The sequence below is a fragment of the Nocardioides sp. B-3 genome, assembly GCF_024703895.1.
Lineage (GTDB): Bacteria > Actinomycetota > Actinomycetes > Propionibacteriales > Nocardioidaceae > Nocardioides.
This window is the reverse complement of record NZ_CP087968.1, coordinates 443,260-468,184: the sequence shown is the minus strand read 5'-3', so window position 1 is coordinate 468,184 and position 24,925 is coordinate 443,260. Positions and strand designations below refer to the sequence as shown.

The window sequence follows — 24,925 nt, the reverse complement described above, 5'->3', positions numbered from 1 at the left end:
TAGTGCCGCGAGCGGTCGATGAGCGTTCCCCCGAGGTGTCAGCATGCTCCGGATTCTCGCACTTTGGCCGACGAGCCTCAGCCGGCCGCGGCCGCCCACGCGACGGCGTCGCGGGCGAGCGTGGCGGTGTCGAGGCCGATCTCGCGCTGGACGATGGCGTCGACCTGCGCCGCTGAGAGTCCCCGGCCCGCGGTGGTGAAGGCATCCATCAGGTCCCACAGTGTCTGCTCACCGCGGGTGACTGCGAGGTAGGTGCAGGCGATCGAGGCCGTCTCGTAGCTCACGTTGGGGTTGGCGTAGAAGTCGGTGCCGTTGACCGGGACCGGGTCGGTGATGCCGAGGTAGTCGGCGGCGAAGCCCGCCATCCGCCGTTGCTCTTCGACGGAGTACTGCGTGCGGGAGACGTACTCCGCGGCACCTTCCGACAGCCACCGCGGACTCGCGTCGTCCCTGCTGCCCAGCGCCACGTGCGTCAGCTCGTGCGGGAGGAGGAACTCGCGGTTCAGGCTGTTGTGGACCACGTCCGGGTTGACGATGAAGCGCACGGCGGCGACCTCGTCGGAGCCGGGGCGGACGAAGACGGGATAGGCGACTCCACCGGTCTCCCACACCTGCATCGGTGTGCGCTTCTCGAGGCCGGCGAAGTCGGAGATGTCGTAGGCCACGAGCTGGCCGGACCAGTTCGGTACGGCGGCGAGGACCGTCTCTCGCGAAGCCCTGAGGTCCTTCATGACGGCGTCGGCGTAGGGGGCGGTCTCCTCGTCGAAGAACGCGAGGATCGAGCCGCTCTCGCGCACCACGACGTCGCCGACGTCCCGGGGGTCCGGGAGCCACCCCGTCCGCAGGTCGCGCTGCGCGTTGCGGTCATTGACGAGGCCGACCTCGCCGTCGACCTGCCGGAACGTGTAGAGCAGCCGCTGAGTCACGCTGCGCTCCTCGAAGCCGTCGAGCCTCATGGTGAAGTCGACCGGGAGCTGCAGCTCGCCCTCCTCGGCGTCCGCGGCGGGCTTGTCCAGCGTCTCGATCCGCACCTCGGTCGATCGGCATCGCCGCGAGGTTGTCGAACAGCCGGCTCTGCGTCGCGACGAACTGGAGCTCGTCGTCGTCCACGGTCGCCGGGAAGGCATCCCGATCGCCGTCCTGCAGCGCCTTCTCGCGCCGCTCGACGATCTCGGCGGCGGCCGCCCGGAACGCGGTGGCGCTCAGCGGCTCGGCCGATCCCGTGCTGGCGGGCGGCTCGTCGGTGGAACCGGTGCAGGCGCCGCAGCACAGGGTCGCGACCACGGAGGCGAGCAGGGTCGCGACCATCCGCGTGCTGCCCCCGATCGCATGGTCACGATCGTAGGCCAGTCCCGTTAGGCTGGACCGGTTATGACCATCCCCACCGGGCAGGCCGTCTACCTCGACCACGCCGCGACGACCCCCATGTTGCCGGCCGCGATCGAGGCACTGACCTCGCACCGGCCCGGGTCGGCAACGCCAACTCGCTGCATGCCTCGGGCCGCCACGCGCGCCGGGTCGTCGAGGAGTCCCGCGAGACCATCGCCCGCGCGCTCGGCTGTCGCCCCGGCGACGTCGTCTTCACCGCCGGTGGCACGGAGTCCGACAACCTCGCGCTCAAGGGGATCTACTGGGCGCGTCGCGCGGAGGACCCGCGGCGGGTCCGCCTCCTGACGAGCGCGATCGAGCACCACGCCGTCCTCGACCCGCTGATCTGGCTGGGTGAGGCCGAGGGCGCCGAGGTCGAGCTCATCCCGGTCGACCAGCAGGCGCACCTGCGGCTCGACGCCCTGCGGGCCGCCGTGGAGCGCGACCCCGCCAGCGTCGCCCTGATCTCGGTGATGTGGGCCAACAACGAGGTCGGGACCCTGCAGCCCATCGCCGAGGTGGTCGCGCTGGCCGCCGAGCACGGCATCCCGGTCCACACCGACGCGGTGCAGGCCATCGGCGCCGTACCCGTCGACTTCGCCGCGTCCGGCGTCGACGCGCTCAGCCTCACCGGTCACAAGGTCGGCGGCCCCTACGGCGTCGGCGCGCTGATCGTGCGTCGCGACCTCCGTGTCTCCGCCCTCGTGCACGGCGGCGGGCAGGAGCGCGACATCCGCAGCGGCACCCTCGACCCGCCGGCCATCGCCGGGCTCGCCGCGGCCGTCGAGGCGTCGGTCAAGGCCCGGGACGAGCACGCCACCCGTCTCAGGACCCTGCGTGACGATCTCGTACGCCGCGTGGTCGAGGTCGTCCCCGACGCGCACCTCCACGGTGACCCCGACAACCGGCTCCCCGGCAACGCCCACATCGGCTTCCCGGGCTGCGAGGGCGACTCGCTGCTGATGCTGCTCGACGCCCGGGGCATCGAGTGCTCCACCGGCTCGGCCTGCAGCGCCGGCGTCCCGCAGCCCTCCCACGTGCTGCTCGCCATGGGCTGCGACGACGACCGGGCCCGGCACTCGCTGCGCTTCTCGCTCGGCCACACCTCCACGCCCGCCGACGTCGATGCGCTGGTCGAGGCGATCGGTCCCGTCGTCGAGCGGGCCGGGACGGCGAAGGCCCGCTGATGAGAGTCCTCGCTGCCATGTCCGGCGGCGTCGACTCCGCGGTCGCCGCCGCCCGCGCCGTCGAGGCAGGTCACGACGTCACCGGCATCCACCTCGCGCTCTCGCGCAACCCTGAAGTCCTATCGCACCGGCGCCCGCGGCTGCTGCACGATCGAGGACAGCAACGACGCCCGCCGCGCGGCCGACATCATCGGCATCCCGTTCTATGTGTGGGACCTCTCCGACCGGTTCCACGAGGACGTGGTCGAGGACTTCATGGACGAGTACGCCGCCGGCCGCACGCCCAACCCGTGCCTGCGCTGCAACGAGAAGATCAAGTTCGCGGCCGTCCTCGACCGCGGGCTGGCGCTCGGCTTCGACGCCGTCGCGACCGGCCACTACGCCCAGCTCCGCACCGGGGCGGACGGGCTGATCGAGATGCACCGTGCCGTCGACATGGGCAAGGACCAGTCCTACGTCCCGGGCGTGCTCACCCGGGACCAGCTCGCGCACTCGCTGTTCCCGCTCGGTGACACGGCCAAGCCCGCCGTACGCCTCGAAGCGGCCGACCGCGGCCTGCTGGTCGCCGACAAGCCCGACTCCCACGACATCTGCTTCGTCGCCGACGGCGACAACGCCGGCTGGCTGAAGGAGAAGCTCGGCGAGCGCAACCCCAACACGAGCGGAGACATCGTCGACTCGGCCACCGGCGAGGTGCTCGGCCAGCACGAGGGCACCGTCGCCTTCACCATCGGCCAGCGCCGCGGCCTGCGCCTCGGCGTGCCAGCCGCCGACGGCAAGCCGCGGTTCGTGCTCGACATCGAGCCGGTCTCCGGGACCGTCAAGGTCGGCCCGCGCGAGGGCCTCAAGATCGACCGCATCACCGGCATCAAGCCGCGCTGGTGCGGCACGGTCCCCTCGGTTCTCGACGGCCCCGACGTCACCGTGCAGCTGCGAGCCCACGGCGGCGAGCACCGGGCGATCGTGCGCGTCGACGGTGAGGGTCTCGAGATCGAGCTGCTCGACCCGGCCGAGGGCATCGCGCCCGGCCGGGCGGCCGTGATCTACGACGCCACCCGCGTCGTCGGATCGGCCACCATCAGCGCGACGGACCGCAGCCGGGCGCTGGCACAGAACCTCACCCGGGCCCGCACGTGACGATCGCGACCGGCATCGGGTCGATGCCCGGCGACGACAACCGGGCGTACGCCGAAGCGGTCCGCCTCACGTTGGGCGAGCTGCCCGACCCGGCTTTCGTCCCTGAGCTCCCCGGCAGGGGAGTGACCGCCGGCATGACCGGTCGTGCGCTCGCGATCGTGGACGGGCTGGGTGTCGACCTCCAGCCCGCGGGGTGGCGGCTGACCGACGCGTCCGGGATCGACCACCGCCGCGCCCGCTCGCAGCTGGCCCGGGACCTCGACCGGGTCGAGGAGCAGGCCCGGGACTGGACCGGGGCCTTCAAGGCGCAGGTCACCGGTCCCCCGGACGCTGGCCGCGACCGTCGAGAAGCCTCGCGGGGACAAGGTGCTCTCCGACCACGGCGCCGGGCGTGACCTCGCCCGAGCGCTGGCCGAGGGCGTGCGCGGCCATGTCGCCGACCTGCGCCGCCGGCTCCCGAAGGTCGAGCGGCTGATCGTGCAGGTCGACGAGCCGATGCTGCCCGCCGTGCTCGAGGCCGGGGTGCCGACCGCGTCCGGCTTCGGCCGGCACCGGACCGTGCACCCACCCGAGGCCTCGGCCGCGCTCGAGATCGTGCTCGCCGCCATCTCCGACGCGGGCGCCGAGCCGTGGGTGCACTCGTGCGCCCCCGGCGTGCCGTGGGCGCTGGTCGCCGGAGCCGGTGCTCGCGGACTGTCGGTGGACCACACCATGCTGGGCGCCAAGGACTTCGACGCGCTGGCCACGGCGCTCGACGACGGGCTGGTCGTCGGGCTCGGTGTCGTGCCCTCGACCGACCCCGTCGCCGTACCCACCGAGAAGGTGCTGGCCGAGCAGGTCCTGCGCTGGTTGGACATGCTCGGCCTCGACCCCGCCGACGTGCGCGAGCGGCTGGTCATCACACCGTCGTGCGGGCTGGCCGGCGCGTCACCGGACTGGGGCCGTCGGGCCCTCTCGCTCAGCCACGACGTGGCCAGCCACCTCTGAGTCGGCCTCGAGCAGCCGGTCCACCCGCGGCCGCTTCAGCAGGTGTACGGCGAACAACGCACCCACCAGCGCCACGCCGGCGAGCGGCAGGATCTCGAGAGGCCGACTCGACAGCGCGTCGAGGAACGCGTTGCGCCACCACACGTCGGCGACGGGGGAGTGGAACCCGTCGACCATCGCGCCGGGGGCGATCAGCACGACCTGCAGCACCGCGATCGGCGTGAACCAGCGGCGCGCTCGATCCGAGAGGCGGTGCGCGCTCAGGGCCAGCGCCGGGGCGAGCGAGACCACCAGCTCGAGGCTGGTGCGGTAGCCGTAGAACTGGTCGCCGCCGCTGAACCGGTTGAGCACCGCCCGGCTCAGCAGGTAGGTCACCCCGCCGAGCGCCAGCCGAGTCGCCCAGTCCGGCAGCTCGTGCCGGTTGCGCCAGTGGCCGGCAGCAGCAGGAAGAGGAGCGGGCACCACCAGAGCAGCCCGCGGTCGGCGGAGAAGATGAAGCCGAGGTAGTTGGGAAGGTGGAGCAGGTAGGTGCCGACGTTGTCGCCGAAGTCGCCCGCGCGATAGCCCGAGGTCGGGTCCCAGGGAGCCTGTACATCCAGCGCGTCCAGCCACACATCAGCACCCGGGGAGAGCGCCGAGGTGATTCCGACGCGCAGCGCGATCGCCATACGACGGTTGGACCAGGGCGACTCCCACTCCGAGGACCGCGCAGATGATCGCCGCGTGCAGGCGACCCCACAACGCGAGGCCGCCGAACAGGCCGACCAGCCACCACCGCCGCCGGTCCGCGGCCCACGCCATGCCGATGATCCCGAGCGTGGTGAGCGTGTGCGGCCACATCGCGTCCGCGGCCACCGACCAGACGGGGGTCGCGAACGCGAGCAGGAGTGCGGCGATCAAGGCGGTGCGCGATCCGGTGCGGTCGCGCAGCAGCAGGAAGAACAGCACGACCGCGAGGGCGCTGAGGAGGGCGGCGGTCAACCCGCCCGGCGCCGCGCTGATCGTGGCCGAGGGGAGCAGCACGTAGGCCGGCACGGAGAAGGCGATCACCCCGGGGGCCCGGCCGACCGCCTCCCGGCCGTCGGCGGTCGACACGATCCGGGTCTCGCGGATGATGTTGTCGTCGAGCAGCGGGAAGTCGGCGATGTCGGGCACCGGGTCGCCGGTGCGGGCGATGTGCCGGGCGGCGAAGTCGGCGGTGAACGCGTCGGGACTGGGGTTGGTGCTGACGGTGAGGCCGTAGACGCAGGCGCAGACGAGGAACAGGGCCGCCGGCAGACCCCATCGAGACATGGGGGCCATTGTCCGGGCAGGCCCCTCCACAGGCGAGCGGCGTATCGGACGCTCGCCCACTGTCTCGCTCGCCTGTCACCTCGAGGCCCCGTCCGGGTCCGCACCCGCTCCTAGGGTCCGCCGCATGATGCTCGTCGTGCAGGTCCCGTGCCTCAACGAGGAGGAGACCCTCCCCGCCGTGCTGTCGTCGATCCCGAAGCAGATCCCGGGCATCGACGAGATCGTCGTGCTCGTCATCGACGACGGCTCCACCGATCGGACGGTCGAGGTCGCGCGCCCACGGCGTCACCGAGTTCGTCCGCCACCACCGCAACCGGGGGCTGGCCCGCTCCTTCACCGACGGCATCGACCATGCGCTCGCGCTCGGCGCCGACATCGTGGTCAACACCGACGGCGACAACCAGTACCCCCGGGAGCGGATCGCCGACCCGGTCCAGCCGATCCTGCGCCGCGAGGCCGACATCGTGATCGCGGACCGCCGGGTAGGACTGATCGACCACTTCTCGCCGTCGAAGAAGGCGCTGCAGCGGTTCGGCTCCCACGTCGTCAACCTCGCGGCCCGCACCGAGCTCCCCGACGCCGCCAGCGGGTTCCGCGCCTACTGCGCGAGAGCCTGATGCGGCTCAACACGGTCACCCGCTTCTCCTACTGCATGGAGACGATCATCCGGGCGGGCAACAAGAACCTCGCGATCGCGAGCGTGCCGGTCATCACCAACGCCAAGACCCGCGAGTCGCGGCTGTTCTCCTCGACCCGGCAGCACGTGTTCCGCTCGGGCGCGGCCATCACCCGGGCCTACATCATGTATCGGCCCTACGTGATCTTCGGCGTGATGGCGGCCCTCTTCGGGGTGCTCGGCCCGGCGCCGTACCTCCGCTATGCCGTCCTGACCGCGACGGGCGACGGCGGCGGCCACGTGCAGTCGCTGCTGGCCGGCGCCGCGCTGGTCGTGATGTCGTCGCTGTGCCTGATGCTCGGCATCGTCTCCGACCTGATCCGCACCAACCGGGCGTTGATCGAGACCAACCTCGAGCACACCAAGCGCGCGCTTCGACATGCTGCGCGTGCCCACGGCACCCATCGACAAGCCCATCGAGATGGCAGGAATCCTGTGAAGACCCTCTACATCCGCATCGTCCGCCTGATCGGCGGCCTGCTGCGCGCCCTCGGCATCCCGGGCGTTCCTCGAGCGCCGCGCGCCCCGATCGCGTACGGCGACGTGGCTCGTGTCCCTGTTCGCGATCCACGACGTGGACGGCCCGGGCGCACTCGACCTGCCCCGGTGGACCTTCGACTCGGCCGACGAGGTGGCGTCCTACCTGCGCGAGCACCCCGACGCCCGCGTCTTCGAGTGGGGCTCGGGCGCATCGACGCTGTGGCTGGCCGCCCGCGCGGGCTCGGTGCACTCGGTCGAGCACCACGCCGGCTGGGCCGCCCAGCTCTCGCCGCGGCTGCCCGACAACGTGACCCTGCGCGTCGTCGAGCCCGTGGAGACGGCGACCCCGGTCGTGGGCTCGGCCAAGCCGGGCCACGCAGGCCTCGACTTCGTCGACTACGTCTGCGCGATCGACGACGTCGCAGGTGACTTCGACGTGATCGTGATCGACGGCCGCGCCCGCGAGGCCTGCCTGAGCGCCGCGGTCGAACGGCTCTCGCCCGAGGGCATCATCGTCTTCGACAACGTCGACCGTCGTCGCTACGTCGATGCGATCGAGACCCTCGGTGACCGGGTGGACGTCACGATGACGCGCGGCCTCACGCCGGCCCTGCCCTATCCGACGCGAACGGCCCTGCTGCGCTCCTCCGGCACCGCATGAGGGGTGCTCGGATCGTCTTCGTCCTCCCCGGTCATCGGCTTCGCCCCGGTGGGGGTTCTGAGGGACGCTGGGCCGAGATCGGGGACGCAGCCGCCGCCACGGGGGCGGTCAGGCTGTGTCTCTCGGTCGCGGTCGCGGCTGCCGGGCTCGCCCTCACGGGAGTGCTGTGGCGCAACCTGCTCGCCGGACTCGGGTCGCCGGTGCCGTTGCGTGACGCGGGCGCGGTCTTCTTCGTCGGCCAGCTCGGCAAGTACGTCCCGGGCTCGGTCTGGAGCTTCGCCGTGCAAGCACAGCTCGGTCGGCGCCACGGCGTGCCCGCGCGCTCGAGCGTGACCGCCTCGGCGCTGTTCCTGCTGCTGCACACCTTCAGCGGACTCGTGCTCGGCGGCCTGCTGGTCGCCGGGGGAGTGGTGTCGACCGGGCTCGACACCGCGTGGTGGCTGCTGGTCGTCGTCGGCGGCGCCGTCGCGCTGGCGCCGCCGGTGCTGAGGTTCCTCGGGCGCCGCCCCGGCCGGGGTCGAGATCGCCTTCGGCATCCCCGACCTCGTGCGGGCGCTCGTGCTGATGACCTCCGTGTGGGCCTGCTACGGCGTGAGCCTGTGGGTCCTGCTGCCGGGCGGGGACGTCCTCGCGGCCCTCGCCGCGTTCGCCCTCGCCCACGCGGCCGGGGTGCTGCTCGTGTTCGCGCCCGCCGGCCTCGGTGCCCGGGAGGCGGTGCTGATCGCGTTGTTGTCGCCTGTGGTCGGCGTACCCACCGCGGCGGCAGCCGCCCTGCTCGCCCGCGTCGCGCACTCGGTCGGCGACTTCGCCCTCGCGGCCGGCGCCGTGGCCCGGGCGCGCCGGACCCGAGAGCCCGTCGGTGTCGGCCACGCGTGAGGCGCCGCCGATCGCCGCCGTACGCCGCAGCGCGGGCGTCGCCACGGTGGTCGCGGTCGTCGCCGTGGCCTACCTCGCGTTCGTCGGCGCACGCCTCGTCGTGCTCGGGGGTGACCCGCAGGGCTTCACGCTCGGATACGACGGGCTGGCCTACTACCGGCTCGCCCTCGACCCGCTGACCGACGAGGTCACCGCCGCGGGCATCACCTTCACCCGGCCCGCCTACTGGCAGACCCGTGTCGGCTACCCGCTGACGGTGTGGGCCGTCTCGGGCGGCCGGGCCCCGCTCGTCCCGATCGCGCTGCTGCTGGTCAACCTCCTCGCCGTGCTCGTCCTCGCCTGCACGGCTGCCCGGCTCGCACGCGAGGTCGGCCGCAGCCCGTGGTGGGGCGCCGTCCCGGCGATGTGGGCGGGGTACGTCGTCGGTGTCGGCCGGGACCTCACCGAACCGCTGGCCGGTGCCCTGCTGCTCGGTGCGCTCGTGGCCCTCCGTGCGCGCCGCCACGTGTGGGCCGTGCTCGCGCTGACCGCTGCCGCGCTGACCCGGGAGACCACGCTGGTGGTGGCGGTGGCGGTGCTGCTGGCGGCCCTGAGAGGCGGGCGTCGCCCCCGTGGTGGGTCGGGGGCAGTCCCGCTCACTGTCTACGTCGCCCTGGCGTACCGGGGTTCGCCAGCGCTGGTCGGGCGAGGGGCCCCGGGACAACGTGCTCGAGGCGCCGCTCACCGCACTGGGCAAGTACCTCGGTCTCGCAGCGACACACCTCGGCAGCGAGTGGCCCAACCTCGTGCTCCTGCTCCCGACCTTGGCCGCCTTCGGCATCGCGGCCGCCGCTCTGCGACACCGCGACGGCCCGCCGTACGAACGCCTCGCGCTCGCCGGCTACCTCGCCCTGCTGCTGTGCCTGCCCGTCTGGGACCGCGGGCAGGCCTACCTGCGCTGGGGCTGCGAGCCGATGCTGCTGGCCCGGGTGCTGCAGCTCGGGGGACGGCTGCGTGCCCTTGCCGTGATCACCGTCCTGCTCTGGGTCCCGGCCGCCGCGCAGAGCCTCGGCTACCCGGTCTGGGGCGGGGTGTGGACATGGTCGTGAGGCTCACGCTCGGCCTCGTGCTCGCGCTGTCACTGCTCGCGCCCCGGTCGGGGATCCGGCACGGGCTGCCGCACGCCTACAACGCCGACGAGGAGCTGCACTACGTCCCGCAGGCCACCCGCGCCGCGGACGGCGACTGGTACTCCGGCTACTTCGAGAACCCGAGCGGCTTCACCGACCTCCCCGGCCGTGCTCTACCGCGTCGTGTTCTGGGACCGGGACGTGTCCTCGATGCTCGTCGACGACCCGACGGCGGTGTTCACCGTGGCCCGCGTGGTGGTCGCGCTGCTCGGGACGGCGACGGTTGCGGCGGTCTTCCTCGCGGGGCGACGGTTCTTCGACCGCCGTACGGGAGTGTGGGCGGCGGCCTTCGTCGGCTTCGCCTACCTCCCGGTCTTCTACGGCCACCGGGCGATCAACGACGTCCCGACCCTGCTGCCGCTGACGCTCGCGCTGGTGGCGTGCCCGGCGGTGCACGAGCGCGGTTCCTGGACCGACGTGCTGCTCGCCGGCGGACTGGTCGGGGTCGCCGCCGCCACGAAGTACCTCGCCGCACCCATGGCGCTGCTGATCGGACTGGCCCTGCTCCTGCGGGTCCCGGAGGGGCGGATGCGCCCCACGCCTGCCCTCGTCCGGCTGGCCGCGGCGGCCCTCGCGTGCGTGGCCTGCCTGCTCGCACTGAACCCCTTCATCGCCGTCGAGCTCGACAAGTTCTGGGCCAACTTCACCGGCCAGTCGGCACAGGCAGCAACCACCAAGCTCGGCCAGACCGGCTCGGCCCGGGTCGGCTATCCGGTGACCCTCCTCTGGGGCTTCGGCGTGGTGCCGCTCCTCCTCGCCGCGGTCGGCCTCGTGCTCGCGTGGCGCCACAACCGCGCCCGCACCCTGCTCCCGGTCGCCTTCCCGGTCGTCCTCTACGTCGCGATGGCCATGCAGGGCCGCTACTTCGGTCGCTGGATGCTGCCGGCCTATCCGGCGCTGGCCGTCCTTGCGGGGTACGGCGCCAGCAGGGTCGTCGACGCACTCGGCACGCGCTTCCCGCGACTGGAAGAGAGAACCGTGGTCGCCCTCGTGGCCATCGTCGTGCTGGCCCAGCCCGTCGTCGACGTCGTGCGCAGCGACCTGTTGCTCACCCGCACCGACACCCGCGCCGCCGCGCTCACGTGGCTGTTGGCCGAGGTCCCGGCCGGCGAGCGGATCGTGGTGGAGCCGGCCGTGCCGGGGACGTACCGTCGCGAGCTCCGCAACGCGGGGCTCGAGCTGTACCCGATCGAGCGGCCGTTCCAGCGCTACGAGCTGTCGCTGAACTCCGGCCTCGTCGAGGACTACCGCGCCGACGGCTTCTGCTGGGTGATGGTCAACGGCCACCAGCACGACCGCGGCCTCGCCGCCGGGCTCACTGACGCCGCGGCCTACTACACGACGCTGGCCGCCGAGAGCGACCTCGTGCTGCGCGCCAGCCCGTTCGCCAACGGCGACGCGCCCACCGGCTTCTCCTACGACTTCAGCTTCAACTACTACCCGCCCGCGCACCGTCGCCCGGGACCCGTCATCGAGCTGCGCCACCTGCGTGGCTGCTCCGCCGAAGAAGGACGCTGATCGTGCACATCTCCCGGATGCGAACCCACCCCTACGCCGTCCCGCTGCTGGCCGCGCTGCTCCCGGCTCTCGTCGGCGCCCAGATCGCCATGGTCTTCAAGGTGCCGAGCTGGGGCAACGACGAGCCCGCCCACACCGGCTACGTCGCCGCGCTGGCCGAGGGTCGGCTGCCGACCATCGAGACCGACATCGTCGACGACCCCGATCGCTTCCCCGGGACCGCCGGCGAGTTCCGCGGCTGGGACGAGGACCACGGCGACATCTGGACGGCCAACCACCCGCCGCTGTTCCACCCGGCGATGGTGCCGGTCTGGTGGGTCGCGTCTGAGCACCAGAGCGGGATGATCATCACGATGCGGCTCGCCAACACGCTGGGCTTCGCCGTGTGGCTGTTCCCCGGTGGGCGCGATCGCGCGCGAGCTGGTGCCTCGACGGCCCGCGGTGGCGGCGCTGGCGACGGTGGTCGCGGCGGCCCCGACACTCGTGCTGCGGTCGGCGTTCTTCGTCAACGACGGCTGGGCGTCGGCGTCCGCGCTGCTGCTGGTCCTGATGACGATCCGGATGTTGCGTGGTGCCGTGACCCCGCGCCTGCTGGCCATCGCTGCGCTGGCCGGGACGGTGGCGGCGGGCACCCGGGCCCGGGGCGTGCTGATGGTCGCGTTGTGCGCGGTCGCGCTGCTCATCGTGCTGACCCGGCGGGAGGGGTGGCGCGGCGGAGTGGGAGCCTTCGCCACGGTCGGCGGCATCCCGGCCCTCGCGTTCGGCTGGTTCTACGTGCGCAACCTGCACCTGTACGGCGACCTCACGGGCCAGAACGCCCTGCTGGCCAAGTTCGGGCGGTCCCCGGTGGCGGGACTCGACCGGATCGACAACATCCCGGGGCTCACCGAGCCCACACTGGCCACACCGATCGTGATCGTGGCCGCGCTGGTGCTCGTCCCGATCGCGCTGGCGCGCTCGGTGCGACGCGACGGCGTGCGGCTCGATGCGGTGTGGGTGCTGCTGTGCCTGCAGGCACTGGTCACCTTGCAGAACGTGGTCGCTTTCCTCGCCACCGGCGGCGGCTTCCACGACCGCTACCTCATGCAGGCGATGCCGCTGCTGGCCACGGCGACCGCCGTCGGCATGCTCGAGGTGGGTCGCTGGTGGCGCCGCCCAGCGCATGCGACCCGGGCGGCCGAGCGTCGCGACTGGTGGGTGGCCGCCGGGTGGTCAGCGGTGCTGCTGGTGTGGCTGGCGGGGGCGCTGGCCCGGCTGGAGAAGTACTACGTGTTCGACCGGCAGGAGAGCTCGCCGGTCGACGGCCCGTTGCCGGACGTGTTGGTGGTGCTGGCGGTCGGTGTCGGGGGTGGCGATCGTCTCGGTGCTGGTCGGGCGGGCGCGGGCGGCCACGAGGTCCAGCACGGAGTCGATCGCGACGTCGTGCCGAGTGGCGGAGCCGGTCAGCATGTAGTGGCCGAGCGCGCCCATGTCCCGCAGCTGCACGCTGTCGGCGACGTGTCGTGCGCGTTCGACGTAGCGGGTGGTCTCCTTGAAGGAGGTGATCCGGTCCCGCCGGCCGTGTGCGGCCACGAGGGCCTTGCCTGCGAGTGTCGAGACGGGGTCCTCGGCCGACCACCGGGGCGCCAGCCCGATCAGGCCGACCACGGAGCGGTCGTCTGCGACGTGCACCGCGACTCGTGCGCCCATCGAGTGGCCCAGCATCACGACGGGGACGTCGCCGTGCGCCGTACGGACACGGTCCGGGGGCCCAGCGGGCGTCGGCGATCCGGTCGGCGCCGCCGTTCCAGCCGCGCTCGCGGTAGCGCAGCAGCCAGACTCCGATCCCGGCCGCCTGTGCGCGCGGCGCGATGTCGCGCTGGAGCCGGGCGGCGCGGCGCCACGACGCGCTGCGACCGTCGACCGGCTGGTGCGAGCGCGGCTTGCCGCCGTGCAGCCCCGGGATCAGCGCGCGCGGGCGTCCCCGCGCGTCGAGCTTCGTCAGGAACGGATCGGTCACGTCTCTCCTTCGGAGCGATCGGGACATCGGATGGGACGACGGGAGGGCACCCGGTGGAACCGGGTGCCCTCCCTTTGTTCGTACGGCGATCAGTGGCCGGGCACGGCCGCGGGACCGTCGGTGGCGAGCTCCTCGTGCTTCACGTTGAGGAACAGCCACACGATGAGCGAGCCGGCAGCCATCAGGAACGTCCCGAAGAAGAACGCCGCGGTGGCGCCGGTCGGGAACGAGCCCAGCTGGACGAGGCCCCGGATCACGTTGGGCTCCGCGCCGGCGAGGCCCTTGGCGACGCCGGGAGCGATCTTGTCGGCGTGGTCGGTGGCCGCGCTGCTCGCGATGGTGGACATGATCGCGAGCCCGAGGGCACCGCCGACCTGCTGCATCGTGTTCAGGACTCCCGAGCCGATGCCCGAGTCCTCGGCGCGCACGTGGTGCACGGCCGTCAGGGTCAGCGGCACGAAGACCGCGCCCATGCCCAGCGACATCAACATGACGAACGGGAAGATGCTCGTCCAGTAGTTCACGTCGGCACCGAGGAACGCTCCGGAGGACGCGGCCGAGAGCACGTCGCCGGCACCGTCCGGGATGTCGAGCCGCGAGAACCCGGAACAGGGCCAGAGCCGCCATCGCCGTACCCGTGCCGGCGATGAAGCGCGGATCGAACCGGCCGACCAAGTTGGACACGATGGTGGCCGAGATGACGATGCCGACGCTGAAGGGCAGGAACGCGACGCCGGCCTTGAGGGGGGAGTAGCCCATGATGTTCTGGATGTAGAGGCTGAGGAAGAAGAACATCGAGAACATCGCGGCCGGCATCAGCATCATCGCGGCGAAGGACGCGGCGCGCGTCTGGTTGGCGAAGATGCGGATGGGCAGCAGCGGGTGCTCCACGCGCGACTCGATCACCGCGAAGATGACGAGCAGTGCGACGCCGGCGCCCAGCGACGCGATGGTCACCGAGTCGCTCCAGCCGTGGGCAGCGTCACCGGCACGGGAGAAGCCGTAGACCGGGGCGAGCAGGCCCGGGGGTGCCGGTGATGGCACCGGGGATGTCGAGCTCACCCGCGTGGCGCTCCGACTCCTCGAAGAAGCGCGGGGCGAAGGCAGCGGCGACGAGGCCGATCGGGACGACGATGAAGAAGGTCAGGCGCCAGCCGTTGACGGGCGTGCCGAGCAGCTCGAGGTCGTGGATGCCGGTGAGCCAGCCACCCGGGATCAGGCCGACCGCGGCACCGGCGCCGGACATCATGGCGTAGACCGCGAAGGCCCGGTTGCGCTCCTTGCCGGCGGGGAACGTGGTGGTGATCAGGGCCAGCGCGGCGGGGAGGCCAGCGCGGCGCCGAGCCCCCTGGAGGGCTCGCGACGTGAGCAGCATGCCCTCGTTCTGGGCGAGTCCGCCGGTGAGCGAGGCCACGGCGAAGACCGTGACACCGATCATGAAGATCAGGCGCCTGCCGTAGAGGTCGCCGAGGCGACCACCGAGGAGCAGCAGGCCACCGAAGGCGAGCGCATAACCGGTGACGATCCACTGCAGGTTGCCCTGCGAGATGTCGAGGTCCCGGCCGATGAACGGCAGGGCGATGTTGGCGATGGTGCTGTCGAGCACCACCATCAGCTGCGCCGGGGAGATGAGCACGAGCGCCCAGCGCAGGCGCTTGTGCTCCGCGGGGGTCACCTCGGGGGCGACCGCTGTGGTGTCAGTCATGGAGTTCCTCGTCTGTGAGTTCGTGGGGTGTCTGGTCGGAGGCTGTCGGCAGATGCGGACAGGTTGCGGCCGGAATGATGATCTGATCGATGATCCGCGCGATGCGTTCCTCGTTCGGCTCCTCGCCATGGAGGAAGAAGCGGTGCATGACGATGCCGGCGAGCGCCGGCGCCGGGACGGACACGTCTGCCCCCTCGCCGAGCTCTCCTCGTTCGAGCGCGCGGGCGTAGATGGCGGAGCTGGCCGCCACCTTGGGTCCGAGCACATCGCGGCGGTAGGCCTCGGCGAACTCCTCGTCGCGCACCATCGCGGTGAGCACGCTGGTGAAGGTGGAGACGGCCCGGGCGTCGCCGAAGCCGCCCATGCCGCAGTAGGCGGCGATCAGGTCGCCGCGCAGGGTGCCGGTGTCGGGCACCTCGCTCGGCTGCTTCTGCGACAGCAGCGCGTCGATGACCGGGCTGACCTTGCCGTTCCAGCGGCGGTACAGCGTGGCCTTGCTGGCCTTGGCCGCGGACGCGACCGCGTCCATGGTCAGGCGGTCGTAGCCGACCTCGGCGAGCACGTCGAGGGTGGCCTGCAGGATCTCCTGCTCACGGTCGCCCTCGATGCGCGGGCGCGTCGCCTGCGGGTCCGGGGCATTCATGGTCGTGGTTCCTCCCGTGGTGATGAAACGAAACTGTTTCGTTCCCAAGCAGGAAAGTAGGCCAAATATTCCGATGGAACAAGTTCGTTTCATCGGGCAGGGGGTGGCCGGCCGGCAAACCTCGTTAGTCCAGTGGCAGATGGTCGTCCGGAGGGCTCGTTGACAGCCATCTGCAACTGGACTACCCCGGGCGTACGGCGACGTCGGTGAGGACGGGCAAACTGTCCCCATGAGTGAGTCGGAGACCCCAGCCGTCGAGCCCGCGCCCCCGGAGGCGCGCGAGCGTCACCGGGCCCTCAGCGAGCAGCTCGAGGACGCCCGTTGGCGCTACTACGTCCTCGACGACCCCACCCTCTCCGACGCCGAGTTCGACACGTCGATGCGCGAGCTGGAGGCCCTCGAGGAGACCCACCCAGAGCTCCGCACCTCCCGACTCGCCGACCCAGACCGTGGGCGGCGCGGTGTCGACGGAGTTCACGGCGGTCGACCACCTCCAGCGGATGGAGAGCCTCGACAACGCGTTCTCCTTCGAGGAGCTCGCCTCGTGGCACGCCCGCCTCGCCCGCGACGGGGTCGAGTCGGCCGACCTGCTCTGCGAGCTCAAGGTCGACGGCCCGGCGATCAACCTGCTCTACGAAGGCGGTCGCCTCGTGCGCGCCCTGACCCGCGGCGACGGCCGCACCGGCGAGGACGTCACCCCCAACGTCAAGACGATCGACTCGATCCCGCACCGCCTCACCGGCACCGACGAGTTCCCGGTGCCGACGCTGGTCGAGGTGCGCGGCGAGGTGTTCCTGCCCGCCGAGGCCTTCGAGCGACTCAACGCCTCGATGGCGGACGCGGGCAAGCCGCTCTTCGCCAACCCGCGCAACGCCGCGGCCGGCTCGCTGCGCCAGAAGGACCCCAAGGTCACCGCGACCCGCTCCCTCGGCATGGTCTGCCACGGCCTCGGCGCCCGGCAGGGCTTCGAGCCCACGGCCCAGTCCGGCTCCTACGCCGCCATGCGGGCCCGGGGCCTGCCCACCTCAGACCAGGTCAAGGTCGTGCCGACACTGGCCGACGTCCGGGCCTACATCGAGCACGTGGGGGAGCACCGCCACACCATCGTCGGCTACGAGATCGACGGCGTCGTGGTCAAGGTCGACGACGTCAACCTGCAGCGCCGGCTCGGCTCCACCAGTCGCGCGCCTCGCTGGGCCATCGCCTTCAAGTACCCGCCCGAGGAGGTCAACGCCCGACTCCTCGAGATCCGCGTCAACGTCGGGCGCACCGGTCGCGTCACGCCGTACGGCGTCATGGAGCCCACGAGGGTCGCGGGCTCCACCGTGGAGAACGCGACGCTGCACAACTTCCACGAGGTCGTGCGCAAGGACGTCCGGCCGGGCACTCCCGGGGACACGGTGATCCTGCGCAAGGCCGGCGACGTGATCCCGGAGATCGTCGGTCCGGTGCTGGCGCTGCGGCCCGAGGGACTCGAGCCGTGGGTGCCGCCGACGGTGTGCCCGCCGGAGGTCGGTGGCTGCGGCACCCCGCTGGTCCAGCAGAAGGACGGCGACAAGGACCTGCGCTGCCCCAACCACGAGAAGTGTCCGGCCCGGGTGCGCGAGCGCGCCTTCTTCGTCGCCGGCCGGGGGCGTTCGACATCGAGGGCCTCGGCTACGAGGCCGCGGTCGCGCTCCTCGACGCCGGGGCGATCGCCAACGAGGGCGACCTGTTCGACCTGACCGGGGACGACCTGCTCAAGGCCGCGCTGTTCACCCGCGCAGCCAAGAAGGGCGAGGAAGGCCCGCAGCTGTCTGCGAATGGCCAGCGCCTCCTCGACAACCTCGACAAGGCCAAGACCGTGCCGCTGTGGCGGGTGGTCGTCGCGCTGTCGATCCGCCACGTCGGACCGACCGCGGCCCGGGCGCTCGCTACGCAGTTCGGCTCGATGACCGCGATCCGCGAGGCCGACGAGACGACGCTGGCCAACACCGACGGCGTCGGACCGACCATCGCCGCATCGGTGCGCGAGTGGTTCGACGGCCCGGAGCACGAGTGGCACCGGGCGATCGTGGACAAGTGGGCCGCGGCCGGCGTCACCATGCAGGACGAGCGCGACGAGTCCGTCGCCCGCACGCTCGAGGGGCTGACGATCGTCGTCACCGGCTCGCTCGAGGGCTACACGCGGGACTCGGTCAAGGAGGCGATCATCGTGCGCGGCGGCAAGGCCTCCGGTTCGGTGTCGAAGAAGACCGACTACGTCGTGGTCGGCGACAACGCCGGGTCGAAGGCGGAGAAGGCCGAACAGCTCGGCGTGCCCGTCCTCGACGAGGCCGGCTTCGTCGCGCTGCTGGCCAACGGGCCGGCGTAACGGCCGACGACCCGGGGGTCGTGCGCGGCCACGCGGGGATGATCCTGCCGTTCGTGGGCATCTCCCGGCGATGGTCCGACTCCACGATGGCGCTCGTCGTGGTCTCCGTGCTCGTGGCCGACGGCTTCACGTTGTGGCTGCTCTGGACACGCGCCTGACAACTCCGCCGAGGTTTGCCGCGTCCCACGTCTGGACACAGAGCACAGGACGTCAACCCGGAGGTTCCCATGCGTTTCCTGCCCACCATCACCGCTTCGCTCGCGCTGACCGTGCCACTCATCGCCCCGGGTGCGCCCGCGGTCGCGGCCGCGCCCCTGTGCGCCGGTGAGCGGGCCACCGTCGTCGGCAACGGCAAGGCCAACAACCTGACGGGTACGGCGAAGCGCGACGTGATCTGGGCGGGCGCCGGCAACGACACGATCTCCGGCCCGGGTGGCAACGACCTGATCTGCGCGGGCGCCGGCGCGGACCGGATCTCGGGCGGTCCCGACGACGACACGATCTACGGCGAGCTCGACGACTACCGCGCCGATGCCTTCGGCCGGTTCCACCGGACGGGCGACACGATCATCCCCGGCGCCGGCAACGACTACGTCGACCCCGGCTACGACGCCCGGCCGGTCTCGGCGGGCGTGAAGGTCGAGCAGGACACCATCAGCTACTTCGGCGCCCCGGCTCCTGCGGTGGTCGACCTCCGCGCCGTACCCGCCGTCGTGGGGGCCGACGGGACCGACACGATCGTCATCGCCGCGGGCTCGCCCATCGGCTTCATCGGGACGCCGTTCAACGACATCATCCGCGGCACCTACAAGTCCGACCGGCTCTACGGCATGGCCGGCGACGACCAGCTCTTCGGCCGGGACGGCGACGACGTGATCACGCCCGACGGCAACGACAGTGCCGGCAACGACACCGTCGACGGCGGATCGGGCGACGACACGATCGTCAGCCCGGCCGGCGCCGACACCATCGTCGGCGGCCCCGGCCCCGACTCCATCACCGCGACCTCGCCGAACTCGAAGCTGATCAAGGCTGGTTCTGGCGGCGACACGGTCACCATCCCGGTGCCCAGCGAGTCGGGCTTCAAGGTGGTCGGCAACGGCGGCCGGGACAAGCTGCGGATGGTGTCCTACGCCAACCCGGCGATCTTCCCGACGGTGCGCATCGACCAGCGCAAGGGACTGACCAAGGTGACCAAGCTGTTGCCGGTCGCGATCACCGGCAAGATCCAGAGCTTCACCGAGGTCTCACTGCCCGCCAATGCGAAGACGATCTACAAGGGCACCGACAAGGGCGAGGTCATCGACGCCCACCCCGACTTCCGCGCGATCATCAAGACCCGCGGCGGCGCCGACGTGCTCACTGGCTCCAACAAGTTGGACCTGCTGATCGGCGGCAAGGGCTTCGACCCGGGCTTCGGCAAGGGTGGCCGGGACAAGTGCAAGCTGATCGAGCGGCGCAAGAGCTGCTGACGCGTCATTCATCTTGCGGCGGTGAGTGACCCACATTTTCTGCGCTCAGAATGTGGCCCTGACACCGCCATGGGGCGTGTCGCCGGAGGCTCGCCGGCCCGCCGGTGAGCCACCCACATTCGCGACGCTGGGAATGTGGGCTTGGCACCGCTGGGGATGGGGTCGATCGGGTACGGCGCACAGCGGCGGTGGCAACCCACTGGGGTCGCCACCGCCGAGTCGCGTCGTGATCAGCTCTCGTAGGCGTTCCCGCCGAGCCTGAGGTTCTGACCGACACCGGGTCCCGCCTCGGTCTCACATGCGCCCGTGGCGGGATCGCACACAGTGAGCTCGTTGCCCGACACGCTGAAAGCGAAGCCTCCAGAGGTCCAGCCCCAGCCGTACGGGTCGCCTACGAGGGTCACCCGCTCCCGGGTGGCGACGTCGTAGATGTGAACCGAGTCGGGCTCGGAGTACTCACCGTTCCCGCTCATCCCGTCCCGGGTGAAGCGAAGGTACTTCCCGTCGGGGGAGAGGCTGCCGGAGCCGTACTCACCCTCCTCCAAAGGGACGACGAGCGCGCTCGCGCCCGTGGCTGCGTCGACGACCGAAATGACCATGTCGAGGGCTCCGCCCTCACCGATCTCCTCGCCGTGGTCGAGCGCCAATCCGCCACGGACCTCGAGGATCCCTCCGCCCAGCCCGGTCGCGGGTTGCATCTCGCCCGTGCGCCAGTTGACGGCGTAGGCCTCCTGCTCGAACCCGGCATAGACGACGTCGCCGTCGAGCGCGAGCGGTGGGACCGGCCAGTAGCTCATCGGCAGGTCCGGGAGCGGGACGCTGCTCACCTCCTCGCCGGTGGTGGCGTCGCGGACCACGGCCCGGAAACCGTCGCCCGACTTCTCGGCCAGTGCGTAGACCCGCTCGTCGGGATCCGTGGCGGGACCGACTCCCTCGGGGATCGTGCCGAGGTCGGTCGTGGTGCCGTCGGCGGCGACCAGCGTCAGGCTCTCGGGACCCGAGCCGTCGGACGCACCGTCGTGGGGATTGCTGCGGGTCAGCACGCCGACCGACGTGTAGTGCAACGAGTGCAGGGTGTCCGGGATGGTGGCGGTGACGCCGTCGACGACGACCGTCGAGCCGGCGCCGTACGCCACGATGCCGTGCGACGGGGTCTCGGAAGCGATCGAGTCGGTGGCCTTGCCGTCGCGGTCGGGGGAGCCGGAACCGTTGAGGGCGAGTGCGGTGCCCGTGCCGACGACGGCCGGGACGGCCGCAGCGGTGAGGAACATGGTCGTACGGCGACGGGTGCGCGCTTGACGCCCCCGGCCCGGGATCGCCGCGTGGTCGACGGGAGGGACGTCCGGGGCGTCGGCATCGGCGCGGAGGAGTGCGGAGAGTCGTTCAGTCACGGTGGGCTCCCTGGGGTCTCGGGAATGACGGCATCGCCCAGCAGCACGCGCAGCTTGGCGAAGGCCTCGAAGGTCTGGCTCTTGACGGTCCCGGGCGAGCAGCCGAGCGCGTCGGCGGTCTCGGCGACCGAGAGGTCCTCGTAGTAGCGGAGGACGACGACGGCGCGTTGCCGCGGTGGCAGCTGGCCGAGCGCGTCGATCACCGCCGGCCGGGTGCTCGGGTCGGAGGCGTAGGACGCCTCCGGCAGGGAGGAGGTGGGCAGCTCGTTGCGCCACCCCTTCTTGCGGAACCACGAGGCCGCGGTGTTGACCAACGTGCGCCGGGCGTAGGCCGGAGCGGCGACCCGGTCGTCGATGCGGGACCGGGCGGCGTAGGTCTTGGCCTGGGGCGGTCTGCGCCGGGTCCTCCGCCAGCTCGCGATCGCCCAGCAACAGGTAGGCCGTGCGGTAGAGCGCCGGCCAGCTGGCCCTGCACGAACTCGGTGAAGTCCGCGTCGTGCAGCGCGCCAGTGGGTGGTCGAGCCATCAGTCCCCCTCGAATGCCTCATTGATTGTCACCCCAACAGACGCCGCGTGCGGCACATCGGTTGGGCGCACCTAGGATTCAGCCCATGCCCGAGATCACCAGAGACGAGGTCGCGCACCTCGCGAACCTCGCCCGCATCGACCTCGACGACGCAGAGCTCGATCACCTCGCTCCCCAGCTGAGCGTGATCCTCGAGTCCGTCGCCTCCATCAACGGTGTGGCCGGAGACGACGTCCCTCCGACGTCGCACGCGCTGCCGCTGACCAACGTCTTCCGCGACGACGTCGTCACGCCCGGGCTGACCGCCGAGCAGGCGCTCGCCATGGCCCCCGCGGTCGACCAGCAGCGCTTCTCCGTCCCGCGGATCCGGGAGACGAACAGTGACGATCACCATTCGCAGCACGGCCGCGGAGATGGCGCAGGCGCTCGCCGACGGGACCGTCACCAGCGTCGAGCTCACGGAGCTCCACCTCGACCGCATCGACGCAGTCGACGGCGCCGTCCACGCGTTCTTGCACATCGACCGTGACGGCGCTCTGGAACAGGCCGCCGCCGCCGACGCCCGCCGCGCCGCCGGCGAGACCCTGAGCCCGCTCGACGGCGTGCCCATCGCGGTCAAGGACGTGCTCGCCACCGAGGGCCTCCCCACGACGTGTGGGTCGAAGATCCTCGAGGGGTGGATCCCGCCGTACGACGCAACCGTCGTCGCGAAGCTGAAGGCCGCTGGCCTGCCGATCCCGGGCAAGACCAACATGGACGAGTTCGCCATGGGCTCGTCGACCGAGCACTCTGCGTACGGCCCGACCCACAATCCACGGGACCTCGACCGGATCCCCGGCGGCTCCGGCGGTGGCTCGGCCGCGGCCGTGGCCGCCTTCGAGGCCCCGCTCGCCATCGGCACCGACACTGGCGGCTCGATCCGCCAGCCCGGCGCGGTCACCGGCACGGTCGGCGTGAAGCCGACGTACGGCGGAGTGTCCCGCTACGGCCTCGTTGCCCTCGCCAACAGCCTCGACCGGGCGGGCCCCGTCACCCGGACCGTCCTCGACTCGGCGCTGCTGCACGACGTCATCGGCGGGCACGACCCGCGCGACTCCACCAGCATCGACCGTGCCCGGCCGTCGTTCACCGACGCCGCGAAGGCCGGTGCGACCGGCGACATGACCGGGGTGAAGATCGGTGTCATCACCGAGCTGGCCGGCGATGGCTGGCAGGACGGCGTGATGGCCCGCTTCCGGGAGTCGATCGACCTGCTGGTCAAGGCCGGCGCCGAGGTCGTCGAGGTCTCCTGCCCGAGCTTCGTGCACGCGATGGCGGCCTACTACCTGATCCTGCCGGCGGAGGCGTCCTCCAACCTCGCCAAGTTCGACGCCATGCGCTACGGCCTGCGCGTCGTCCCCGACGGCGACCCGAGCGCGGAAGACGTCATGCGCGCCAGCCGTGACGCCGGATTCGGCGACGAGGTGAAGCGCCGGATCATCCTCGGAACCTACGCCCTGTCGAGCGGCTACTACGACGCCTACTACGGCCGGGCGCAGAAGGTGCGGACGCTGATCAGCCGCGACTTCGAGGCCGCCTTCGAGCAGGTCGACGTGCTCGTGTCGCCGACCGCCCCGACCACAGCCTTCAAGCTGGGGGAGAAGCTCGACGACCCGATCGCGATGTACCTCAACGACCTCGCGACCATCCCCGCCAACCCGGCCGGTGTCCCCGGCATCTCGGTCCCGAGCGGCCGGCCGACGAGGACGGGCTGCCCGCGGGCTTCCAGATCCTCGCCCCTGCGCTCGAGGACGAGCGCCTCTACCGCGTCGGCGCCGCGCTCGAGACCCTGCTCGCGCAGCAGTGGGGCGCACCGCTGCTCGACCGGGCTCCCGCCCTTTCTTCGGAGGAGACCCGATGACTGACGCACTGCTCACCTTCGAGGAGTCGCTGGCGAAGTTCGACCCGGCGATGGGCCTCGAGGTCCACGTTGAGCTGAACACCAACTCGAAGATGTTCTGCGGCTGCCCGACCGAGTTCGGAGCCGAGCCCAACACCCGGGTCTGCCCGACCTGCCCGGGCCTGCCCGGCGCCATGCCGGTCGTCAACCGCGTCGCCGTCGAGTCGGCCATGCGGATCGGCCTCGCGCTCAACTGCGAGATCGCCGAGTGGTGCCGCTTCGCCCGGAAGAACTACTTCTACCCGGACATGCCGAAGAACTTCCAGACCTCGCAGTACGACGAACCGATCGCCTTCGACGGCTTCATGGACGTCACCGTGCCCATTGATGGAGGCGGCCCGAGGTGAATTCGAGGTCGTGCGGGTCGAGATCGAGCGCGCCCACATGGAGGAGGACACCGGCAAGTCGCTGCACGTCGGTGGCGCCACCGGCCGCATCCACGGCGCCGACTACTCACTGGTCGACTACAACCGGGCCGGCATCCCCCTGATCGAGATCGTCACCCGTCCGATCATGGGCACCCGCGCCGGGGCACCCGCCGTGGCGAAGGCCTACGTCGCCCAGCTCCGCGAGCTCATCGTGGCGCTCGGCGTCTCGGACGCCCGGATGGACCGGGGGCTCGATCCGCGCCGACGTCAACCTGTCGCTCGCCCCGATCGGCACCGGCGCCCTCGGCACCCGCACCGAGACCAAGAACGTCAACTCGCTGCGCTCGGTCGAGCGGGCGGTCCCGCTATGAGATGCAGCGGCATGCCGCCATCCTCGACGGCGGCGGCTCGATCCTCCGGGAGACCCGCCACTGGCACGAGGACACCGGGGTCACCACGAGTGGCCGCGAGAAGTCCGACGCCGAGGACTACCGCTACTTCCCCGAGCCCGACCTCGTCCCGGTCGCGCCCAGCCGCGAGTGGGTCGAGGAGCTCCGCGGCACGCTGCCGGAGAACCCGACCGTCAAGCGGGGCCCGACTCCAGGAGGTCTGGGGCTTCACCGACCTCGAGATGCGCGACACGATCGGTGCCGGCGCGTTCGGCCCGGTCGAGGAGACCATCGCGGCCGGCGCGACCCCGCAGGTCGCGCGCAAGTGGTGGCTCTCCGAGCTCGCCCGGCGCGCCAACGACACCGGCTCCGACATCGCCGAGCTCGGCGTGACCCCGGCCGACGTGGTCGCCGTACAGAAGCTGATCGACGACGGTTCGCTCAACGACAAGCTGGCCCGTCAGGTCTTCGAGGGCCTGTACGCCGCCGAGGGCACGCCCGCCGAGATCGTCGCCGCCCGCGGCTCCGGCGATCGTGTCGGACGAGGGCGCCCTGAGCGCCGCCGTCGACACCGCGATCGCGGCCAACCCGGACGTGGCGGACAAGATCCGCGACGGCAAGGTCGCAGCCGCCGGTGCGCTCATCGGTGCGGTGATGAAGGAGATGCGTGGACAGGCCGACGCGGGCCGGGTGCGCGAGCTCATCCCTGGAGAAGCTGACCTGAGCAGCTGGTTGTAGTGTTCGCCCCGGAAACATCAATCGCGAGCACGTGGGGAAGCCGGTCGAAT

The 24,925-nt window shown here is 71.6% G+C and carries 21 protein-coding genes and 6 pseudogenes; 17 read left to right on the top strand and 10 right to left on the bottom strand.

Annotation, left to right across the window (positions count from 1 at the left end):
- Positions 1-77: 77 nt before the first annotated feature.
- Positions 78-926, bottom strand: coding sequence for a hypothetical protein (locus LP418_RS03160; protein ID WP_257955197.1), 849 nt, complete (start codon positions 924-926; stop codon positions 78-80).
- The gene (locus tag LP418_RS03155; protein ID WP_257955196.1) at positions 865-1,308 is read right to left on the bottom strand and encodes a hypothetical protein; all 444 of its coding nucleotides are present in this window, start codon (positions 1,306-1,308) and stop codon (positions 865-867) included. Before LP418_RS03155 ends, LP418_RS03160 begins: the two co-directional genes overlap by 62 nt.
- Here LP418_RS03155 and LP418_RS03150 point away from each other — a divergent pair.
- The 4 genes and pseudogenes from LP418_RS03150 to LP418_RS03135 all read left to right on the top strand — a co-directional run bounded on the left by LP418_RS03150 (position 1,218) and on the right by LP418_RS03135 (position 4,679).
- Entirely contained in the window at positions 1,218-2,555 is a 1,338-nt protein-coding gene (locus tag LP418_RS03150) for a cysteine desulfurase family protein (protein ID WP_336276011.1), read from the top strand. The genes LP418_RS03155 and LP418_RS03150 overlap by 91 nt on opposite strands.
- Positions 2,555-3,692 (top strand): annotated as a pseudogene (mnmA, locus tag LP418_RS03145) (tRNA 2-thiouridine(34) synthase MnmA). The gene LP418_RS03150 and the pseudogene mnmA overlap by 1 nt, the downstream one beginning before the upstream one ends.
- On the top strand, positions 3,689-4,087 hold the full coding sequence (locus LP418_RS03140; protein WP_257955195.1) for a hypothetical protein: 399 nt from the start codon (positions 3,689-3,691) through the stop codon (positions 4,085-4,087). Before mnmA ends, LP418_RS03140 begins: the two are co-directional and overlap by 4 nt.
- Positions 4,059-4,679, top strand: coding sequence for a hypothetical protein (locus tag LP418_RS03135; RefSeq protein WP_257955194.1), 621 nt, complete (start codon positions 4,059-4,061; stop codon positions 4,677-4,679). The genes LP418_RS03140 and LP418_RS03135 overlap by 29 nt, the downstream gene beginning before the upstream one ends.
- On the opposite strand, the gene LP418_RS03130 is transcribed toward LP418_RS03135, so the two are convergent.
- The 3 genes from LP418_RS03130 to LP418_RS03120 are packed head-to-tail and all read right to left on the bottom strand — an operon-like array spanning position 4,620 to position 5,972.
- Positions 4,620-5,054, bottom strand: a complete 435-nt coding sequence (locus tag LP418_RS03130) for a hypothetical protein (protein WP_257955193.1) — start codon at positions 5,052-5,054, stop codon at positions 4,620-4,622. The genes LP418_RS03135 and LP418_RS03130 overlap by 60 nt on opposite strands.
- A complete protein-coding gene (locus LP418_RS03125; protein ID WP_257955192.1) occupies positions 5,051-5,347 on the bottom strand; it encodes a hypothetical protein in 297 nt (98 codons plus the stop codon). The genes LP418_RS03130 and LP418_RS03125 overlap by 4 nt, the downstream gene beginning before the upstream one ends.
- Complete coding sequence (locus LP418_RS03120) at positions 5,295-5,972, bottom strand: hypothetical protein (protein WP_257955191.1); 678 nt, start codon at positions 5,970-5,972, stop codon at positions 5,295-5,297. The genes LP418_RS03125 and LP418_RS03120 overlap by 53 nt, the downstream gene beginning before the upstream one ends.
- On the opposite strand from LP418_RS03120, the pseudogene LP418_RS30230 reads away from it, so the two are divergent.
- The 7 genes and pseudogenes from LP418_RS30230 to LP418_RS03090 all read left to right on the top strand — a co-directional run.
- Positions 5,971-6,243, top strand: a pseudogene (locus LP418_RS30230) (glycosyltransferase family 2 protein); the annotation flags it as partial. The gene LP418_RS03120 and the pseudogene LP418_RS30230 overlap by 2 nt on opposite strands.
- Positions 6,227-6,589, top strand: coding sequence for a glycosyltransferase (locus LP418_RS32245; RefSeq protein WP_442940218.1), 363 nt, complete (start codon positions 6,227-6,229; stop codon positions 6,587-6,589). The pseudogene LP418_RS30230 and the gene LP418_RS32245, both read left to right, overlap by 17 nt.
- A gap of 609 nt (positions 6,590-7,198) precedes the next feature.
- Positions 7,199-7,789 (top strand): class I SAM-dependent methyltransferase, encoded by a 591-nt coding sequence (locus LP418_RS03110; protein ID WP_336275891.1) that lies wholly within the window; start codon positions 7,199-7,201, stop codon positions 7,787-7,789.
- The gene (locus LP418_RS03105) at positions 7,786-8,844 is read left to right on the top strand and encodes a flippase-like domain-containing protein (protein ID WP_257955189.1); all 1,059 of its coding nucleotides are present in this window, start codon (positions 7,786-7,788) and stop codon (positions 8,842-8,844) included. The genes LP418_RS03110 and LP418_RS03105 overlap by 4 nt, the downstream gene beginning before the upstream one ends.
- Before the next feature lie 525 nt (positions 8,845-9,369).
- Complete coding sequence (locus LP418_RS03100) at positions 9,370-9,753, top strand: hypothetical protein (protein ID WP_257955188.1); 384 nt, start codon at positions 9,370-9,372, stop codon at positions 9,751-9,753.
- A gap of 189 nt (positions 9,754-9,942) precedes the next feature.
- Complete coding sequence (locus LP418_RS03095) at positions 9,943-11,352, top strand: ArnT family glycosyltransferase (RefSeq protein ID WP_257955187.1); 1,410 nt, start codon at positions 9,943-9,945, stop codon at positions 11,350-11,352.
- Between the two features lie 17 nt (positions 11,353-11,369).
- Complete coding sequence (locus LP418_RS03090; RefSeq protein WP_257955186.1) at positions 11,370-12,887, top strand: hypothetical protein; 1,518 nt, start codon at positions 11,370-11,372, stop codon at positions 12,885-12,887.
- A 553-nt stretch (positions 12,888-13,440) separates the two neighbouring features.
- On the opposite strand, the gene LP418_RS03085 is transcribed toward LP418_RS03090, so the two are convergent.
- From LP418_RS03085 to LP418_RS03075, 3 genes are all read right to left on the bottom strand, one after another.
- Positions 13,441-13,917 (bottom strand): hypothetical protein, encoded by a 477-nt coding sequence (locus LP418_RS03085; RefSeq protein WP_257955185.1) that lies wholly within the window; start codon positions 13,915-13,917, stop codon positions 13,441-13,443.
- A gap of 416 nt (positions 13,918-14,333) precedes the next feature.
- Positions 14,334-15,056, bottom strand: coding sequence for an MFS transporter (locus LP418_RS03080; RefSeq protein ID WP_257955184.1), 723 nt, complete (start codon positions 15,054-15,056; stop codon positions 14,334-14,336).
- Positions 15,049-15,792, bottom strand: a complete 744-nt coding sequence (locus LP418_RS03075; RefSeq protein WP_257955183.1) for a TetR-like C-terminal domain-containing protein — start codon at positions 15,790-15,792, stop codon at positions 15,049-15,051. The genes LP418_RS03080 and LP418_RS03075 overlap by 8 nt, the downstream gene beginning before the upstream one ends.
- Before the next feature lie 136 nt (positions 15,793-15,928).
- On the opposite strand from LP418_RS03075, the pseudogene ligA reads away from it, so the two are divergent.
- The 3 genes and pseudogenes from ligA to LP418_RS03060 all read left to right on the top strand — a co-directional run bounded on the left by ligA (position 15,929) and on the right by LP418_RS03060 (position 19,524).
- A pseudogene (ligA, locus tag LP418_RS03070) lies at positions 15,929-18,052 on the top strand (NAD-dependent DNA ligase LigA).
- Between the two features lie 20 nt (positions 18,053-18,072).
- Complete coding sequence (locus LP418_RS03065; RefSeq protein ID WP_257955182.1) at positions 18,073-18,210, top strand: hypothetical protein; 138 nt, start codon at positions 18,073-18,075, stop codon at positions 18,208-18,210.
- A gap of 69 nt (positions 18,211-18,279) precedes the next feature.
- Positions 18,280-19,524, top strand: a complete 1,245-nt coding sequence (locus tag LP418_RS03060) for a calcium-binding protein (protein WP_257955181.1) — start codon at positions 18,280-18,282, stop codon at positions 19,522-19,524.
- A 230-nt stretch (positions 19,525-19,754) separates the two neighbouring features.
- Here LP418_RS03060 and LP418_RS03055 read toward each other — a convergent pair whose 3' ends face one another.
- Both LP418_RS03055 and LP418_RS03050 read right to left on the bottom strand, forming a co-directional pair.
- Positions 19,755-20,915, bottom strand: coding sequence for a hypothetical protein (locus LP418_RS03055; protein ID WP_257955180.1), 1,161 nt, complete (start codon positions 20,913-20,915; stop codon positions 19,755-19,757).
- Complete coding sequence (locus tag LP418_RS03050) at positions 20,912-21,463, bottom strand: sigma-70 family RNA polymerase sigma factor (RefSeq protein WP_257955179.1); 552 nt, start codon at positions 21,461-21,463, stop codon at positions 20,912-20,914. The genes LP418_RS03055 and LP418_RS03050 overlap by 4 nt, the downstream gene beginning before the upstream one ends.
- 63 nt (positions 21,464-21,526) lie before the next feature.
- Between LP418_RS03050 and gatC the strand changes: the two are divergent.
- The 3 pseudogenes from gatC to gatB form a co-directional block, all read left to right on the top strand.
- Positions 21,527-21,808: pseudogene (gene gatC, locus LP418_RS03045) on the top strand (Asp-tRNA(Asn)/Glu-tRNA(Gln) amidotransferase subunit GatC); the annotation flags it as partial.
- A gap of 46 nt (positions 21,809-21,854) precedes the next feature.
- Positions 21,855-23,341, top strand: a pseudogene (gene gatA / locus LP418_RS03040) (Asp-tRNA(Asn)/Glu-tRNA(Gln) amidotransferase subunit GatA).
- A pseudogene (gene gatB, locus LP418_RS32240) lies at positions 23,338-24,875 on the top strand (Asp-tRNA(Asn)/Glu-tRNA(Gln) amidotransferase subunit GatB). Before gatA ends, gatB begins: the two co-directional pseudogenes overlap by 4 nt.
- Positions 24,876-24,925 lie beyond the last annotated feature (50 nt).